We start from the raw sequence: 15,158 nt of genomic DNA, 5'->3' as shown, positions 1-15,158 counted from the left end.
CCCGCGCATACACTCGCAGGATTGCGCTGGGGCATCGTCTGCGTGGTTCGTGCGCCTCCTGCACCGAACTTGTCACTGAGCGGTGTTCACCGTGGATTCGTTCACACACTCACGGAACGGCGTGGCCAACCGCCACTACGCGGCTATCGCGGCATCAGTCGTGAGGCCGCACCCGTTGGTTTTCCCTTCTGGGCCACCACTGCTACGTGGGGTGATCTACGACGGCGCGAGCAGCATCGACGGTTCGGGAAGTCGGCCACCGAGGGCATACGTCAGCTGACTGGGGACCACCGAACCCGCGTGAGCGATCGCGTACGGGGAATCAAGCCGATAGGCCCCGGTTCGTCATTCCGCAGGCCGCCCGCGTCGTTTGTCGAGCGCTGCCCCGATCAACTTCCGTGCAGCGTCACCGGTCACCGACTGACCAGCAAGCACATCGAAGGCCCTGCCGTACTGGGCTATTTCTCTCGGCTGAGTGATCGTCAACTCAGCCGTGACGGTTTCGACCATGACCCGCGCGTTGTCGAAGATGGTGAAGTTCGTCATGGATACCCGGTACGGCGACCCTGCCGGAACAATTCCGAGAGCTACCCTCGGCATTCCCGCGACGGCCAGCAGCCGGTCAAGTTGGCCGATCATGGTTTGATCGGTTCCCACCGTGGTCAGTAGGGCTTGTTCCGCAATGACGAAGTGGAACTTGTGGTTTCGCCGGTACAAGATTTGTTGGCGTTCCATCCGCTTGGACACGCCTTCGTCAACATCGTTGGGTACCTGCTGGAACTCGATAACGCGTCGTAGAACACCCTCGGCGTATTCCGCTGTCTGGAGCAATCCCGGTATCAGGAACGGGTGATAAACCCGCATGACCTCGGTTTCCGCTTCCAACTTGATAGAGGCTTGTTGTCTCCGTTTGGTGCCAGTACCGAGTACGCGCCGCCATTCGAGCCACGCGGCTTCGATATTCCGCAAAGTGGCCATCAGGTCAGGGATATGGTTTTCAGCGCCTGTATGGGCGCACCACGCGTGTATATCGGCGTCTGTGGGCTTGGTCTTGCCGTACTCGATTTTCGACACCTTGGTTTGATGCCATCCGGCACGCCGGGCAAGCTCGGTGCCGCTGATACCCGCATCAAGGCGAAGCTCTCGGAGTCGCACCCCGAGAGCTTCCTTAGCCTGATCGAGTGAACTTGTCACGGCTCACTGTACTCAGACAACGGGGTAGCCATAGACCACACCCGTTCTTTGACTGTGCGGATGTACGCGACTATTCGGGGATCGGTGGTTACAGCACCACCAAGCCACTTACCGTTCTCGCCGGGTTCGAATACGGTGAATGCTATAACCGAATCATCAAATATCCACCAATCGTCTACAGTCAATTCGTCAGGGTTGATCAAATGGCGCGGCAGGTACCGCACATCTTCGCCCGCCTCGACATTGAGATGAGCAACGTGTTTCGCGTACCGCGTGTAATCGTTGTGCGGCACGGTGACTACTCGTGCCCGGTTGACTGCTACGCCCCGATTCGTTGTTTCCCTTACCCGGTCTAGCCAAGGTTGAAACCACCGGTAGTCCTCGGGTTCGTTGTTCAGAAACCGAACGAGTGGAGGGTAATCCGGCGGGTAGTAGTCGTCCCTGACTTCGAGGTGGAACGCTTCGCGCTTGGCCTCTCGGAACAGGGCGTCGAATGCCTCACCCTGCGCTAGCAGCATTGCCGTAGAACTTCCTTTCTAGTTTGAGCACTTCCACACAGGTTTCGTCGGGATAGATGTCCATCTGTGCCAGCGCTTCGGCGTCCACAACCGGTGCGCCGGACAGTGTGAACGTACCCCGGCCGGTGTCGGTCATGGCGGCACCGATGAACGTGTCCGGCTCAGCGAATCCCAGTAGTAGATGCGGGATCTCGATTCGTTCCGGCGTGCTCGTCCTCCACCCCTGGCAGATGTAGGTGCCTCTGTCGGTGGCGTACAACGAGGGGCATCCTCCGCCCTCGGTGCCGCCTTTGCCAAGGAACTGTAACCGCATGGTTGGGTCTCCAATCGAATCATGCGCGTTCATGCTTCGAACGTCTTCGATGATGCCTCAGTTGCGGCGGTTCGGGTGAGCGAATAAGCGTATATGAGCATGTTCGAGCATGGGCATGGACGCGGTTGGCTTCTGGTTCGTAGCGTCTGAGCTGGCCCCCGTGACATGTGACGCCAACCGGTCACGGGGTGCCTACCAACACCGGACTACAGGAGTCGAGATGGACAGGCGCACACGACTGTTCGTGTTTCCAGGCGGGTGGTTGGAGGTCGCCGACTACGGCGACGAGAACGACGGTCCGGGGGTGTACCTGGAGTTGCGGACTCCAGCCGATCCTGTGCTACCGCAACGGGTTCCGGGTACTGCCGAGCTACCGAGTAGCCCGGTCGAGCCTGCCGACGCCGAACTGTGCGGACAGGTGCTGCGACTGCTCCGAGACCTGCCGTGAGCAAGCGCGCGCTTGCGACCACCGGACACCCTGGAGGTGTCCAGTGATCACGCTGGGGTGGCTCGTGTGCTTCGGCCTGCCGCTAGCGGTGACGGTCGGGGTGATCGTGTGGCCGGAACCGATTCCGAAGGACCGCACCGTGGACGCGATCCGCGAACGGATCGAACGCGAGGACACGGGCGCGATGATGCCTGACCCGTCACGGGATTACTGATCGGCTCTCGGCCGGTCGGGCGTGAGAAATGAGGAAATCCATTGCTGTACAACATTTCGCGACTCTCTTTTGTCGTTGCAGCAGCTACTGCCGTGCTGGTGCTGGTGACCTCCCCGGCATCGGCAATCACGATCGAAATGTGCGAGCAGTCGGGCGGGATAGTGGTCCGCTGCGCCGAGCAACCGGTGACCCGAGAGGACAAGGTGATGTGTCCGACACCGGGGAAGGCCATCCGGATTTGGTGTGTCGGAGGCCGCGAATACAACGGCTGGGAAATCTTCGAGTCCAGCGGCAATAGCCGCTACGGCCGATAAGGTGTCGGCTATGGCCGAACATCAGTCGGTAACCACGATCACTGGGGCAAACGCCAGCGTCATCGCTGCGTTGCGCCGCGCCGCAGAGATGGCCGCAGAGCACGGGCACGGGTCCGTGATCTGCTGGGAGGATCTGTTGCTAGCGTTGGTCGATACGGCCGGTAGTCCGCCCTCACCGCTCGAATACCAATGGAAACAAAGAGGTTTCGATGCATTGACACTCGACGGGCTTCGCGAGCTGGCAAGGTCCATCGTCCCGGGCAGCCCGGAGGCCGATGGGGACGCGGCGGAACCAGCAACGGTTACGTTCGAGGTCACAGGGCCGTACGCCGACGAGTTTCGGATAGTGGCCGAGCGCCGTCCCTAACCGGGCTGGAGCCCTTGTTGCTTCGAGGGCTCCAGCTCATAGGTTCCGTGCAACCAGGGTGCCAACCTCATCAAGGGTCGGCGTCACTGGCTCGACTTCCTAGCGGACCGGGTCGAGGCGGCCTAGCGGTAGCCGCCTCGGCGGATCGCGTTTCGCGGCGAGGGAATACGCTCTGCCCGATAGTCGCGGTTCTCATCCGGCGGGGCGCAGATACACCTTCGCCCTGCCGGAAAGACAATCCGACAGGGCGTGCAGGTGAGGGTCTAGGTATTGCGCCGGGTCAACCGATTACCCAGATAGGTGAGGCAGGCTGCGGCGATGGACGCGAGCACCGGCAACGGAATGCCGACATCGGGTCCGAAGGACAACGCGGGGGCGAAAGTGCGAAGCGCGTTGGCGGTGGCGACGCAGCCCACCACCGAACCCGCGTGAGCGATCGTGTGCGGGGAATCAAGCCGATAGGCCCCGGTTCGTCATTCCGCAGGGGCACCAGTTCACCTACACCAACGCATCCGGCACCGTGGAGGTACCGACCTCGCAGTGTCACCCCCGATTGTGAAGGAGCCAGAGTTGTGTCTACACCCGAACCGATCGAGTACCCGATAGATCCCGATAACCCGCCGGAGTTCCCCGGGACGCTGCCCCGAGAGCTTTCGGTGGCGCTCCGTGATCGGTTGCAGAAGATTGCAGAGGAAGTGAACCCGTACCTCGGTCCAGACCACCGGGCCATAGACGCACTGGTCAAAGCTGCAACAGAGTTGGCGGTAGTCACCTTCCCTAAGTCGGGGCAGTACGCCGAGTACACCCTGGACGAGTGACCCAGGAGGGGATCAGCCACCCAGGCCGTTCGGCCAAGATCGAAGTAGGCCCTGGTTTTCGCCGGGGCTTACTGCCGGTTGGGGGCGTCCAGACTGGACACCCACGCCCGTTGGGCGGCAATCCGTTTCGTAGATCTGGATGGCGCGTGAAGCCGACGCGACGGCGTCAGACGGGATAGCCGAAGCTGATCTTGCGGGTGGTGGGGTCGGCGGCGACCAAGCGGACCTGGACTTGCTCGCCTTCCGGGGGTGCGCCGATGCAGGGGCCGACTACTGGTGGGTCGGCGATGAATACTTCGGCGGGACGGGTGCCATTGGCTTCGCGTACTACGACGGCCTCGAAGGTCGCGCCGCTGCGTTCGGCGAGCAGGGTGGCTTCGGTGAGGTCGATGCAGGCGCGTTCCACTTTGCCCGCGATGCTGTCGCTGCGTTTCATCGACTCGGCGGTGGGGACCAGGCCATCGCGGACCCATTGCGGCACTTCGGTTCCGGCGCAGCGGGCCAGGCAGATCTCGGTGGCGAAACGGTCGGCGAGGCGGCGCAGCGGTGCGGTGACGTGCGCGTAGGGCGCGCCGATTGCGCTGTGCTGCAGATTGTTCGCGGTCTGAGCGCCGCTCGCAGATTTAGCGGTCCGCCCGCCGCCGCCCGCACCGGTACTGCCTGGCCCGCCCGTGCCGCCGCCGGAATCCGATCCGTCTCGCGAGCCCACGCCGCCCAGTGAGCCCGCCCCACCTGGCGAGTCGGCATAACCTCCCGACCGCGAATCGACGTCCAGCTCGGCGCCGCCCGCCGCCCGCGCACCGCCCGCCGACTGAGCACCGACCCCAGAACCATTCGCCCCGGCACCAGCCACCCCATCGAGCACCGTATATCCCGCACCACGCAGCAGCCCGGTCGCCTCGGACATCAGCACCAACGTCGCAGGCGCATTCGGATCGAGCCCGGCCAGCATCCGACCGACGGACTGCCCCGCAGGCCAGGCAACCCCCAACGCCGCGGCGGTCCTGCGCATCGAATCGATCGCCGAAACAATGGGCGGCGGCATCGTCCGCAGCAATGCGATGCGCTCACCGACACTGGGCGCACCATCGGATCCTTTGCCGTTCAACATGATTCGCGCCGCGCACATGCCGGTCAGCAGGGAGATCTGCTCGTTCCAGTCGTCGGCGGCGGTGCGCGGTTCCACCACCAGACGCCAGTGGCCGACGGCCTTGTCGTCACGGATGATGCTCTGGGCGGGCAGGCGCAGCCCGATCGCGCCGCGTGCCAGTCCAGCCTCGATGCGCCGCTTACCGAATTCCGGCAGGGCCGCGATCGAGGGATGCAGGCGGTTCGCGTCGGCGTCGGCCTGGACGCTCGCATAGTCGAGCCGGGCGCGCGAACGCACGGTAGCCCGGGTCACCGAGAACCGCTGCGGTTCCGCGTTCTCATCGCATTCGATGGTCCAGAGGGCGGCGGGCCTGGTCTGGTCCGGCAGCAGGCTCGCGGAATTCTCCGACAGGATCGACGGGTGCAGCGGCACGATGCCGTCGGGGAGATAGAAGGTCTGGCCGCGCACGCCCGCTTCCTGGGCCAGCGGGCCCGCGGGGTCTACTACGGCGGCGACATCGGCGATCGCGTAATGGACGGTGAAACCGGAAGAGGTGCGTTCGATATGCACCGCCTGGTCCAGATCCATGGCGCCGGGCGGGTCGATCGTGACGAATGGAATATCGGTGCGATCGGCGCGAGTGCCCGCGAACGCGTCGATCGCGTCGCGGGCCGCCGCGGTGGCCGCGGCGGGATACGCCGAGGCCAATCCGAATTCGGATCGAATGGCGCCGAAATCGACCGGCGCCGACACGATCCGCTGGTGGAGTTCCACGCTGTCGCAGTCGGTCTCTACTGCAGTGCCAACATGGTGCCGTTCAATTCATTGAGCGGGCCGTACACGGTAAAGGTCACCCGGCCACCCGGGACGCTGGTGGAAACGCCCGCCGCCGCGTCCAGCGCCTCACCGAACGACGCCGCCGACGGATGCGGCAGACCGGCGATGGCCTGCCCGATGTGGTTCTGGTACACCCAGGCGGTGTCGGCCGAGTTGAGGTCGACCTGGACCCCACCCGCCAGCGGGGTGACCGCGACCGCCGAGGCGGATCCGGTGCCCAGCATGGCGAAAACCGATGCGGCCCCGGCGATCAGCGCACCGGCGACCAGTGATCGAACAATCCGCATAGAGTTGTGACCTGCTTCCGTGATCGAAGAATGTGATTTTCGTGGCGGACCGGCAACGGGTCTTACCAACGGCGCCTACTCTATGACGTCGCTCACGTTCTAGGCCAGTTCCAACCGAATCGCCATGCCGGACACGCCGAGCCCGGCGAGGTCACACCCCGACTGCTAGGGTTCCCCGGCGTGGCGGGATCGAGCTTTTCCCGCGCATTCGCAAGTGACATGTACGTCGACAATTGGGAGTTATCCACTGATGTCAACGATTCTTTTCGATTACCTGATGCCACTGCTCGGTCCGGAGCAGGCGGCGTATTGGGCTCAGGTTTTCATGGTCAACCCGCTCTGACCTCACCGTCGACGATGCGGTTTTCGTCGCCTTCCGTTAACCGGACGGGAGGCGACGTTTCCCAAGTGCCGCTAGCATCCCGCTGCGTGACCAGAACTACCGCCGCTATCGCGGCCAGCTCCGCCGTGTTAGCCCTGCTCCTTGCCGGTTGCGGCGATGACAAAGACTCTTCCGCTCCCGCGACGACCTCGGCGGCCAAGTCCGCGGGCGGCGAGACAATCGACAACGTCAAGGCGGGGACGTTCGTCGTCAGCTACCGCAGCGCCTTCCCCAAGCTCGCCGAGGGCAAAGACGACGCCAAGATCAGCGGCATCCTGGTCGACACCTGCAAGGACATCAAGGGCGGCAAGGGCGAGGACGAAGTCGTCCAGAACGTCATCAAGCGCACGAAGGGCACCACCGAGGCCTCCAAGGAAGAGGCCCAGGCGATCTATCAGATGGCGAAGCTGCTCTGCTGAGCGAAAACCTTCAATCCTTCAGCCACGGAAAGTAATTGGGCAGGTATTTCAACACATACCCCACGGTGATCATGAGAATGATCGCGATCACGGGAATCAGTATGGACATCGGCCCGGTTTCCTTACGTTGTGCTACCGATGCGGTGGTACGGCACGCAATAGCTGCCGTACCCGTATCGGTATACGCCCGTTGTGTTACGGGCGCGTTCCATCTTGTTCGACCGCTGGCGTGTTGCCCTGACCGAGTGCCTGTGTCGGGTCGGGCGGGTTGATCTCCGGTGTGGATTCGGAAGCGGTCGGGGTGGGCTCGGCGGTGGTCGCCGCGGACGGCGTACCCCGTTCCAGGAACCGCAGCAATTCCACCGGGAACGGCAGCACCAATGTCGAATTCTTTTCCGCCGCAACCTGAACCACGGTTTCCAGCAATCGCAGTTGCAGTGCCGCCGGTGATTCCGACATCTGTGCGCCCGCCTGCGCCAACTTCTTCGACGCCTGGAATTCGCCCTCGGCGGAAATCACTCGCGCCCGCCGTTCCCGCTCCGCCTCGGCCTGCCGCGACATCGAGCGCTTCAGCGAATCCGGAATCGAGACATCCTTGATCTCGACCCGATCGATATGGATACCCCAGGCGAGCGCCGGGCTATCGATCATGATCTCGAGCCCCTTGTTCAGCTCCTCACGATTGGACAACAGGCTGTCCAGATCGCTCTTTCCGATGATCGAACGCAACGAAGTCTGCGCCACTTGCCCGACGGCGAACAGATAGTTCTGCACTTCAACCACCGCGCACACCGGATCGATCACCCGGAAATAGACCACCGCGTCGACACGCACCGTCACGTTGTCGCGGGTGATGCCGTCCTGCGCGGGCACCGGCATGGTGACGATCTGTGTGGAGACCTTGCGCATCCGGTCGATGAACGGAATCAGCATGCGCAGTCCGGGATCTCGGGTTCCGACCACGCGGCCGAACCGGAACACCAGCCCCTTCTCGTATTGGGCGACAATGCGCGCGCTCATCGCGGTGAGCACCCCGCCCGCGATCGCCCCCACCCCGAAAATCGCCCCGATGACAGAAAGAATATCCATGGCTACACCCCGTGCGAAGTGCCTGACCGCACCGAATTCCGGCTCAGCGGTCACTTCCATCATGGCACCAGCGAGCACCGGATTGCAGGGGCGGACGAGTTGACCTGTAAGCCGGATCCTGTCCCCGGTTCACACCGGGTGACGACCATCCATCTGGACACACCGTTGCCGGGTGCCTCGAGCGGTCCACCCGCAGGCTCGGGCGAGCAACCCTCGAACACCTGCGCAGCCGCACCGCGAACGGTGCGACCTTCGACCTTGCTCCGGGCGGGGTTTACCTAGCCGCCCCGGTCACCCGGGGCGCTGGTGCGCTCTTACCGCACCGTTTCACCCTCACCGCACGATCCCGAGGGATCATGGGCGGTCTGTTTTCTGTGGCACTCTCCCGCGGGTCACCCCGGGTTGCCGTTAGCAACCGCCCTGCTCTGTGGAGTCCGGACTTTCCTCGGCGACGGGCGGCGGCACTTCGCGTGCCCGTTCCCATCACCGCGGCCGCCCGGCCAACTCGTCCGCAGCGTTTAGCCTACTTTGATCTAGGGGTACGTTGTTCACTGGCCTGACCGCGCTCGGTCGGGGGGCAATAGTTCGGACCGAAACAGTACGGTGAGGTGCCATGGAACGTGTCGAGGTCAGTTTTCCCTCGGGTAGCGAGCACTGCGCTGCCTGGCTGTATCCCCCCGCTGGCATCCCCAAGCCCCGCCCACTTGTTGTGATGGGGCACGGACTCGGCGCCAACCGGGAGATGGGTCTGGATAGGTACGCACGGCGATTCGCCGCCGCCGGGATGGGTGTGCTGGTATTCGATTACCGGCATTTCGGGGCCAGTCAGGGTGCGCCGCGTCAGCTACTACATATCGCCCGGCAGCGTGAGGACTGGCGCTCGGCCATCGCCTATGCGCGCACGCTGCGCGGCTTCGACGCGACCCGAATCGCGCTGTGGGGCACTTCTTTCGGTGGCGGCCACGTGTTGTCGGTCGCGCCCGACGACGACTACATCGCGGCTGTCGTCGCCCAAGTTCCGTTCACCAGTGGCTGGGCATCGGCCATGGCGAAGGGGCCGACCAGTTTGACCAAGGTGGCCACCATCGCGGCCACCGATCTGCTCGTCGGTCCCATCCGGCGCAAGCCTGTTCGCGTCCGGTTGGCCGGGCGCAAGCGTTCGGCGGCGCTGATGAGCGCGCCGGATGCGCCGGAGGGTTATGGCAGGCTCGCCGACGAGAGCGAGACCTACGAACCGAAAGTCGCTGCCCGTGTGGCATTCTCGACACTGTTCGATTCACCTGGCCGCCGCGCCAAGGCATTGAAGATGCCGGTCTTCTACGCGGTCGCCGACAACGACACCATCGCACCGCCGAAGCCGACGCTGCGCGCGGCCGAACGCACCAAGCACGCGATCGTAAAGCGTTATCCGGTGGGGCATTTCGATGTGTACTTCGACGATGTCTTCGAGCAGACGGTATACGACCAGACCGAGTTCCTGGTGTCGGTGCTGCGGCCCTGAGCCTGGTTCGAAGTGAAGTGTGGGGTGGAACCGCGTAGCGGTGCCACCCCACGGTTGATCGGTTGAAAGATGTTGCCCGCGTTGGCGTATGCGTGATGTCTTCGGTCGGCGGTTTGACGACCGAGAAAGCCCGGTTGTTCCGCCGCAGTCGACGTGATTGAACGTCAGCATGTACTGCGGAGATGTCCCCGGCGATTCCGCTTCTTGATCTCCGAACAGGCGCTCGATACGAATGTCTCGACCTGAGGCGAGAAAAGCCTCAGTAGTGACGAGTCAACCCGATACGAACGCCGCTGCGGCAGGGTATTTGGCCAGCGCTTCGCCCGCCGCGATTTCTTCGGCATCGGCGAGCAATTCGTAGATGGTGGCGTTGACGCCGGTGGCGTGGGTTCGGGCGGCGCGCGCCAGGATGGCTTCGCGGGATTCGACGGCGTCGCGGTGGTCGCCGAGTACGGTTTGCAGGCGTTTCGCTTCGGTGCCGAGATCCTTTGCGGCACTGCCGAGTACGTCGGTCGCGCCCTCGCACGAGTAGCGCAGGCGCTTGGCGCCCTTGCGGATATCGTGCAGCAGTTCGACGCGCTCGGCGGGGGAGACGGCGGGTTCGGCGTAGACCATTCGCTGTAGGCGTTTGCGGTCCTTGCGCAGGATGCGTTCGAAGACTTCGTCGGCGGGCTGCTTCGACGTGTCGGCATCGAGGGGCGGGTCGGTGCGCCAGGACGAAAGACGGTGGCGCAGTGCGTGATAGCGATGGTGATCGAGGGCGTCGAGGATCTCGGCATGCGCCTTTCGGTACCGGTCTCGCTCCGCGTCGACCAGATCGGTGCGCACGTACTCGGTGGTGCCGGGCACGTAGGCGCTGCCCGCCTTTGGCACAGCTGATTCCGTTGCGAGCCGGGCGAATTCATCCTGTGGTGCGTGTGCGGCCAGCAGTGCCGCGAACCGTTCCGCCCGCACCTCGGCATCGCGGGCAACACCGAGCAGATCGGCCAGCCACTTCAGTTCGTCCTGCATCTCGGCGATCGGTGTGGCCTCGAAGAGCGTGCGGTACGAGCGCAGCACGCTGCGCAGTCTGCGCGTCGCGACCCGCATCTGGTGCACCGAATCCCATGCGTCGGCGCGGACGTCCGGTTCTGCGGCCAGCAGCCGGTCGACGTCGTCGCGTAGTGCCGCGACGATGGCGGTTCCGGCCCTGACCATGATCAGCTCACTTTCGCGAATCCGTCGGTCGCCTCGACGAGATGGTGGGTGATTCCGGGTTCGGCGGCGGCGTGACCGGCATCGTCCACGATGTGCAGTACCGATCCGGGCCAGGCACGATGCAATTCCCATGCGCTGGTCGCCGGGCAGACGACATCGTGGCGACCCTGCACGATGACGGCCGGGATGTGCGCGATCTTGTCGATATCGCGCAGCAACTGTCCTTCGTCGAGGAATCCGCCATTGACGAAGTAGTGGTTCTCGATCCGGGCGAAGGCCAGCGCGAACCGCGGCTCGGCGCTCTCCTGCACCCGATCCGGGTGCGGCAGTAGCGAACTCGTCGCGCCCTCCCACGTGGACCAGGCGATGGCGGCCGCTTCGGCGACCTGCTCGTCGGGGGAGTGCAGCAGCCGGTGGTACACCTGCACCAGATCGCTGTCGCGCTCGTCCACCGGCACCGGGGCCAGGAACTTCTCCCACTCGTCGGGGTAGATGTTGCCCGCGGCGCCGTTGTAATACCAGTCGATTTCCTTGCGCCGCAACAGGAATATGCCGCGCAGTACCAGTTCGGTGACCCGCTCCGGATGCTGTTGCGCATAGGCGAGTGCGAGCGTGGAACCCCAGGAGCCGCCGAATACTTGCCAGCGATCGATGCCGAGACGAATACGCAGCGCTTCGACGTCGGCGATCAGATGTGCGGTGGTATTGGTCTCCAGACTCGCACCGTCCGCGATATGCGGGGTGGATCGTCCGCAGCCGCGCTGATCCAGTAGCACGATCTTGTAGGCGGCCGGATCGAAGAACTGCCGGTGGAACGGTTCGGTGCCGCCGCCGGGTCCGCCGTGCAGGAACACCACGGGCTTACCGTCCGGATTGCCGCTGACCTCCCAGTACACGGACTGGCCCGCGCCGACATCGAGCATGCCGGTTTCGTACGGCTCGATCGCGGGATAGAGGGTTCGCATCAGAAGGCGATTCCCGAAGCCAGATCGGGCAGTTCCAGCGCCTCGATGGCCTGCTGGTGTACATCGGCGCAGCTCTTGGTGGTGATCCGGTCGATCATCGCCTTATCGGCGAGTACGTGGCCGTTGATGCCGCCATTGCGCAGCGCCCATTCGTGCACCAGCGCATTGAGCCCGATCCGGCCCAGCGTCGGACCCTGCACCCGCCAGTTCGACAGTTCCGGGCGGATCATGTCGCACAGCTGGGTGGCCGACGCGTCGGAAATCTCCAGGGTCGTCGCCGGTGCGCTGGTGGTCTTGGCCGCGCTGGTGGCTGTCGCCGATCCGGTGGTGGAGCTCGAGCTGCCGGTGGGCGCCGGGCTCGAGTCGCTCCCGCAGGCGGTGAGCGCCGCGGCGGCGAACAGGCCCGCCACCACTAGCGTGCTGCGTGAAATCCAACGGGGTTGCGGCATCGGTACCTCTGCTCGTGTCGGCATTGTCGGCTTCGAGTCTGCCATTATTTGCCGCGCCTGGCCCGCGCGAGTTTGCCGGGCGCCGCCGATCAAACCGGGCCGAAGCCCGCGCGCAGATCGTCGAGCAAGCCCCGCAGGAAGCGCGCGAACCGCGGTGGTGACGCGTCGATGGTGCGCCACGGATGCAAGGCGACCAGTGGTGCCAGCCGGTCGACGAGGGCGATCTCGGCATCGGTGACGGCGCACGACTGCCGCCACCGGTCCAGGTATTCCGAGCGGTGCGGACCGCGCAGTACGCGCCAGGACAGCAGCGGATGGGTGATTACCGCATCGCCCCAGTCGAACAGCATGTCCGAATCGGTGAACACGTTTCCCGGATGCAGATCATTGTGTTCGATGCTCAGCCTGCCGAATTCGGCAAGCGCCGCGCCTGCTTCGGTGATCGCCGCGCCGAGGCCGGGAACGCGTGGCTCGAAATGCCGATACACCGTGATCAGCCGGGACGGGGGCAGATACGGTGTGCCGGTGGCGCGCAGCTCATCGATGTGATCGCCCATCGCCAGCTGGAGGTCGGCGTAGCGGCGGACCAATTCGGTCCACGCGGCCACGGAATCCCGCGCCGTACCACCACCGTCGGGACTGAGCAACCAGCCGTGATCCGGTTGCACCGCAAGCGGTTCGAGCACGCTGCCGGGTAGCAACCGGGCCAATGCTTGGAGCAGCGGACCCTCGTGCGCACCGGCGCGAGCATTGGCCTTCAACCACACCGGACCCGCATCGGTCGGGATGCGCATGATCAACGACCACGCCCGCCGTCGCGTTTCCTCCGGCGTCTCAATGATTTTCAAGCCGCGATCGGTGAGAACACCCGTGGCCCAATCGAGCATCGGTTGCACGGGTTGGCCGAGCAGCGCCACTGGCGCGTGCACTGCTCGGCCGGTCATCGTGAACTCAGAAGCTGTGCTCGGGACCGGGGAAGGTCCCCCGTCGCACCTCGTCGGCGTAAGCGGCTGCGGCGGAACGCAATTCATCGCCGATCCGGCCGAACCGCTTGACGAACTTGGCGGTCTTTCCGCTGGTGAAGCCAGCCATATCCTGCCAGACCAGCACCTGCGCATCGCATTCCGCGCCGGCGCCGATGCCGACGGTCGGGATGGTCAGCTTGCGGGTCACCTGGCCGGCCAGTTCGGCGGGCACCATCTCCATCACCACGGAGAACGCACCGGCCTCCTGGACCGCGATGGCATCGGCGATGAGCTGCTCGGCGCCGTCGCCGCGACCCTGCACCCGGAAACCACCGAGGGTATTGACGCTCTGCGGGGTGAAGCCGATATGCGCCATTACCGGAATACCGGCCGAAGTGATCAGCGCGATCTGCTCGGCGACCCGCTCACCGCCCTCCAGCTTGACCGCGTGCGCACCGCCCTCCTTCATGAACCGGGTCGCGGTGGCCAGCGCCTGCTGCGGCGAGGTTTCGTAGGTGCCGAACGGCAGATCGGCCACCACCAGCGCATGCGGTGCACCGCGGACCACGCCGCGCACCAGCGGGATGAGCTCGTCGACGGTGATCGGCACGGTGGTGTCGTAGCCGTAGACGACGTTGGCGGCGGAGTCGCCCACCAGTAGCACCGGAATTCCGGCTTCTTCGAAGATGCGAGCGGAGGAATAGTCGTAGGCGGTCAACATCGACCACTTCTCGCCATCGGCCTTCATCTGCCGCAGATGAGGTACCCGTGTCTTGCGCTTGGCCGGTTTGGCCGCCGGGGCAGCGCCGTAAGCAGGGGTCTCCGATTCGGATGCGGACATCATCGTCCCTTTCGTGGTTGTCGCCTCGAGGCCCGTCCGGGTCCCCGGGTTGTGTGACGAATCCAGTCTGCCACCCGTGCGATCGCGACTTAAGCGCGATGACGGTGCATTTGGTCACAGCCGCATCCGCGCCGCCGGGCGACCGGACGCACGGCCTCGCGCGGCAATGGCAGGATCTTTCTCATGTCTGTGGTGCGGAGTGGGTCGCGTGGTGTGCTGGTCGCGGTGACGTTGGCGGTGGTGGCGGCCGGATGCAGCGCATCCAAGGACGCGCCGGGCAATGCGTTACCCACGCCGCCCCAGGGCCTCGAGAAGTTCTACAGCCAGACCGCGAACTGGGGTTCCTGCGACGATTTCGGTTCCCCGGACGATCGCCCCGCACCCAACACCGAATGCACCCGCATCACCGTGCCCGTCGACTACACCAAGCCCGACGGCGCGACCGCGCAGATCGCGCTGGCCCGAATTCCGGCCAGCGGCAAGCGGATCGGCTCACTGCTGCTCAATCCGGGCGGGCCGGGCGTATCGGGTCTGTCGATGGCGGGTATCGCGGGCAAGACGCCGTTGGCCGAGCGCTTCGACCGGGTCGGATTCGATCCGCGTGGGGTCGGCTCCTCGATCCCGACCATCGCCTGTCTGACCCCGCAGCAGAACGACGCCGAACGCGCCGAACCCCCCACCGACAACACCCCGGACGGCATCGCCAAGGCCGAGGACGAGAACCGTCAGTTCGTCGGTCACTGCGTCGAGCGCACCGGCACCGAATTCCTGGCCCACGTCGGCACCCGCGAGGTGGTGCAGGACATGGATGTGATCCGCGCCGTCCTCGGTGATCCGAAGCTCAGCTACCTCGGCTACTCCTACGGCACCAAGCTCGGCTCGGCCTACGCCGAGAAGTTCCCGGACAATGTGCGCGCGCTGGTGCTCGACGGTGCGGTGGACTCCTCCCA

19 protein-coding genes and 1 other RNA gene are annotated in these 15,158 nt (G+C 64.7%); 7 read left to right on the top strand and 13 right to left on the bottom strand.

Annotated elements, in window-relative coordinates; translation table 11 throughout:
- Positions 1 to 345: 345 nt before the first annotated feature.
- Genes NP3_RS11215 through NP3_RS11205 form a run of 3 tightly spaced genes read right to left on the bottom strand, consistent with a single transcriptional unit; the run spans position 346 to position 2,058 of the window.
- Positions 346 to 1,155, bottom strand: a complete 810-nt coding sequence (locus NP3_RS11215) for a helix-turn-helix domain-containing protein (RefSeq protein ID WP_245720890.1) — start codon at positions 1,153 to 1,155, stop codon at positions 346 to 348.
- 35 nt (positions 1,156 to 1,190) lie between these two features.
- Positions 1,191 to 1,712 (bottom strand): DUF6879 family protein, encoded by a 522-nt coding sequence (locus tag NP3_RS11210; protein ID WP_063040401.1) that lies wholly within the window; start codon positions 1,710 to 1,712, stop codon positions 1,191 to 1,193.
- Positions 1,693 to 2,058, bottom strand: a complete 366-nt coding sequence (locus NP3_RS11205) for a hypothetical protein (RefSeq protein WP_245720889.1) — start codon at positions 2,056 to 2,058, stop codon at positions 1,693 to 1,695. Before NP3_RS11205 ends, NP3_RS11210 begins: the two co-directional genes overlap by 20 nt.
- A gap of 187 nt (positions 2,059 to 2,245) precedes the next feature.
- Here NP3_RS11205 and NP3_RS11200 point away from each other — a divergent pair, with 187 nt between their 5' ends.
- From NP3_RS11200 to NP3_RS11190, 3 genes are all read left to right on the top strand, one after another.
- Positions 2,246 to 2,473, top strand: coding sequence for a hypothetical protein (locus tag NP3_RS11200; RefSeq protein WP_063040397.1), 228 nt, complete (start codon positions 2,246 to 2,248; stop codon positions 2,471 to 2,473).
- A 43-nt stretch (positions 2,474 to 2,516) separates the two neighbouring features.
- A complete protein-coding gene (locus tag NP3_RS47825) occupies positions 2,517 to 2,687 on the top strand; it encodes a hypothetical protein (RefSeq protein WP_157124257.1) in 171 nt (56 codons plus the stop codon).
- A 324-nt stretch (positions 2,688 to 3,011) separates the two neighbouring features.
- The gene (locus NP3_RS11190) at positions 3,012 to 3,368 is read left to right on the top strand and encodes a hypothetical protein (protein ID WP_157124256.1); all 357 of its coding nucleotides are present in this window, start codon (positions 3,012 to 3,014) and stop codon (positions 3,366 to 3,368) included.
- Between the two features lie 263 nt (positions 3,369 to 3,631).
- Here the strand turns inward: NP3_RS11190 and NP3_RS47820 are convergent, their stop codons facing one another.
- Positions 3,632 to 3,787, bottom strand: coding sequence for a hypothetical protein (locus NP3_RS47820; RefSeq protein ID WP_157124255.1), 156 nt, complete (start codon positions 3,785 to 3,787; stop codon positions 3,632 to 3,634).
- A gap of 153 nt (positions 3,788 to 3,940) precedes the next feature.
- Here NP3_RS47820 and NP3_RS11185 point away from each other — a divergent pair, with 153 nt between their 5' ends.
- Entirely contained in the window at positions 3,941 to 4,186 is a 246-nt protein-coding gene (locus NP3_RS11185) for a hypothetical protein (protein ID WP_063040391.1), read from the top strand.
- A 166-nt stretch (positions 4,187 to 4,352) separates the two neighbouring features.
- On the opposite strand, the gene NP3_RS47815 is transcribed toward NP3_RS11185, so the two are convergent.
- Positions 4,353 to 6,050, bottom strand: a complete 1,698-nt coding sequence (locus NP3_RS47815) for an RNB domain-containing ribonuclease (RefSeq protein WP_157124254.1) — start codon at positions 6,048 to 6,050, stop codon at positions 4,353 to 4,355.
- A 17-nt stretch (positions 6,051 to 6,067) separates the two neighbouring features.
- Entirely contained in the window at positions 6,068 to 6,400 is a 333-nt protein-coding gene (locus tag NP3_RS11175) for a hypothetical protein (protein ID WP_063040389.1), read from the bottom strand.
- Between the two features lie 429 nt (positions 6,401 to 6,829).
- Between NP3_RS11175 and NP3_RS11170 the strand changes: the two genes are divergently transcribed.
- Positions 6,830 to 7,201, top strand: coding sequence for a hypothetical protein (locus tag NP3_RS11170; RefSeq protein WP_063040387.1), 372 nt, complete (start codon positions 6,830 to 6,832; stop codon positions 7,199 to 7,201).
- Positions 7,202 to 7,396: 195 nt separating this feature from the next.
- On the opposite strand, the gene NP3_RS11165 is transcribed toward NP3_RS11170, so the two are convergent.
- Together NP3_RS11165 and rnpB are read right to left on the bottom strand one after the other, a co-directional pair.
- Positions 7,397 to 8,290: a slipin family protein gene (locus tag NP3_RS11165; RefSeq protein ID WP_063040407.1), complete on the bottom strand. Its 894-nt coding sequence runs from the start codon at positions 8,288 to 8,290 to the stop codon at positions 7,397 to 7,399.
- 91 nt (positions 8,291 to 8,381) lie between these two features.
- An RNA gene (gene rnpB / locus NP3_RS11160) (RNase P RNA component class A) lies at positions 8,382 to 8,798 on the bottom strand.
- A gap of 105 nt (positions 8,799 to 8,903) precedes the next feature.
- On the opposite strand from rnpB, the gene NP3_RS11155 reads away from it, so the two are divergent.
- Entirely contained in the window at positions 8,904 to 9,791 is an 888-nt protein-coding gene (locus NP3_RS11155) for an alpha/beta hydrolase (RefSeq protein ID WP_063040385.1), read from the top strand.
- Positions 9,792 to 10,064: 273 nt separating this feature from the next.
- On the opposite strand, the gene NP3_RS11150 is transcribed toward NP3_RS11155, so the two are convergent.
- The 5 genes from NP3_RS11150 to panB all read right to left on the bottom strand — a co-directional run bounded on the left by NP3_RS11150 (position 10,065) and on the right by panB (position 14,208).
- A complete protein-coding gene (locus NP3_RS11150; protein ID WP_063040383.1) occupies positions 10,065 to 10,988 on the bottom strand; it encodes a CHAD domain-containing protein in 924 nt (307 codons plus the stop codon).
- Between the two features lie 2 nt (positions 10,989 to 10,990).
- On the bottom strand, positions 10,991 to 11,953 hold the full coding sequence (gene pip / locus NP3_RS11145) for a prolyl aminopeptidase (RefSeq protein WP_063040381.1): 963 nt from the start codon (positions 11,951 to 11,953) through the stop codon (positions 10,991 to 10,993).
- Positions 11,953 to 12,402, bottom strand: a complete 450-nt coding sequence (locus NP3_RS11140; RefSeq protein ID WP_063040379.1) for a hypothetical protein — start codon at positions 12,400 to 12,402, stop codon at positions 11,953 to 11,955. The genes pip and NP3_RS11140 overlap by 1 nt, the downstream gene beginning before the upstream one ends.
- A gap of 89 nt (positions 12,403 to 12,491) precedes the next feature.
- A complete protein-coding gene (locus tag NP3_RS11135) occupies positions 12,492 to 13,346 on the bottom strand; it encodes a phosphotransferase (RefSeq protein WP_169814478.1) in 855 nt (284 codons plus the stop codon).
- A gap of 7 nt (positions 13,347 to 13,353) precedes the next feature.
- Entirely contained in the window at positions 13,354 to 14,208 is an 855-nt protein-coding gene (gene panB / locus NP3_RS11130; protein ID WP_063040405.1) for a 3-methyl-2-oxobutanoate hydroxymethyltransferase, read from the bottom strand.
- Between the two features lie 183 nt (positions 14,209 to 14,391).
- Between panB and NP3_RS11125 the strand changes: the two genes are divergently transcribed.
- Positions 14,392 to 15,158, top strand: a 767-nt coding sequence (locus NP3_RS11125; RefSeq protein WP_157124253.1) for an alpha/beta fold hydrolase, incomplete at its 3' end; no start/stop codon positions are given.

The sequence above is a fragment of the Nocardia pseudovaccinii NBRC 100343 genome (assembly GCF_001613225.1).
In the GTDB taxonomy this organism is placed as follows: Bacteria; Actinomycetota; Actinomycetes; order Mycobacteriales; family Mycobacteriaceae; genus Nocardia; species Nocardia pseudovaccinii.
This window is presented reverse-complemented; position numbering and strand designations above follow the sequence as displayed.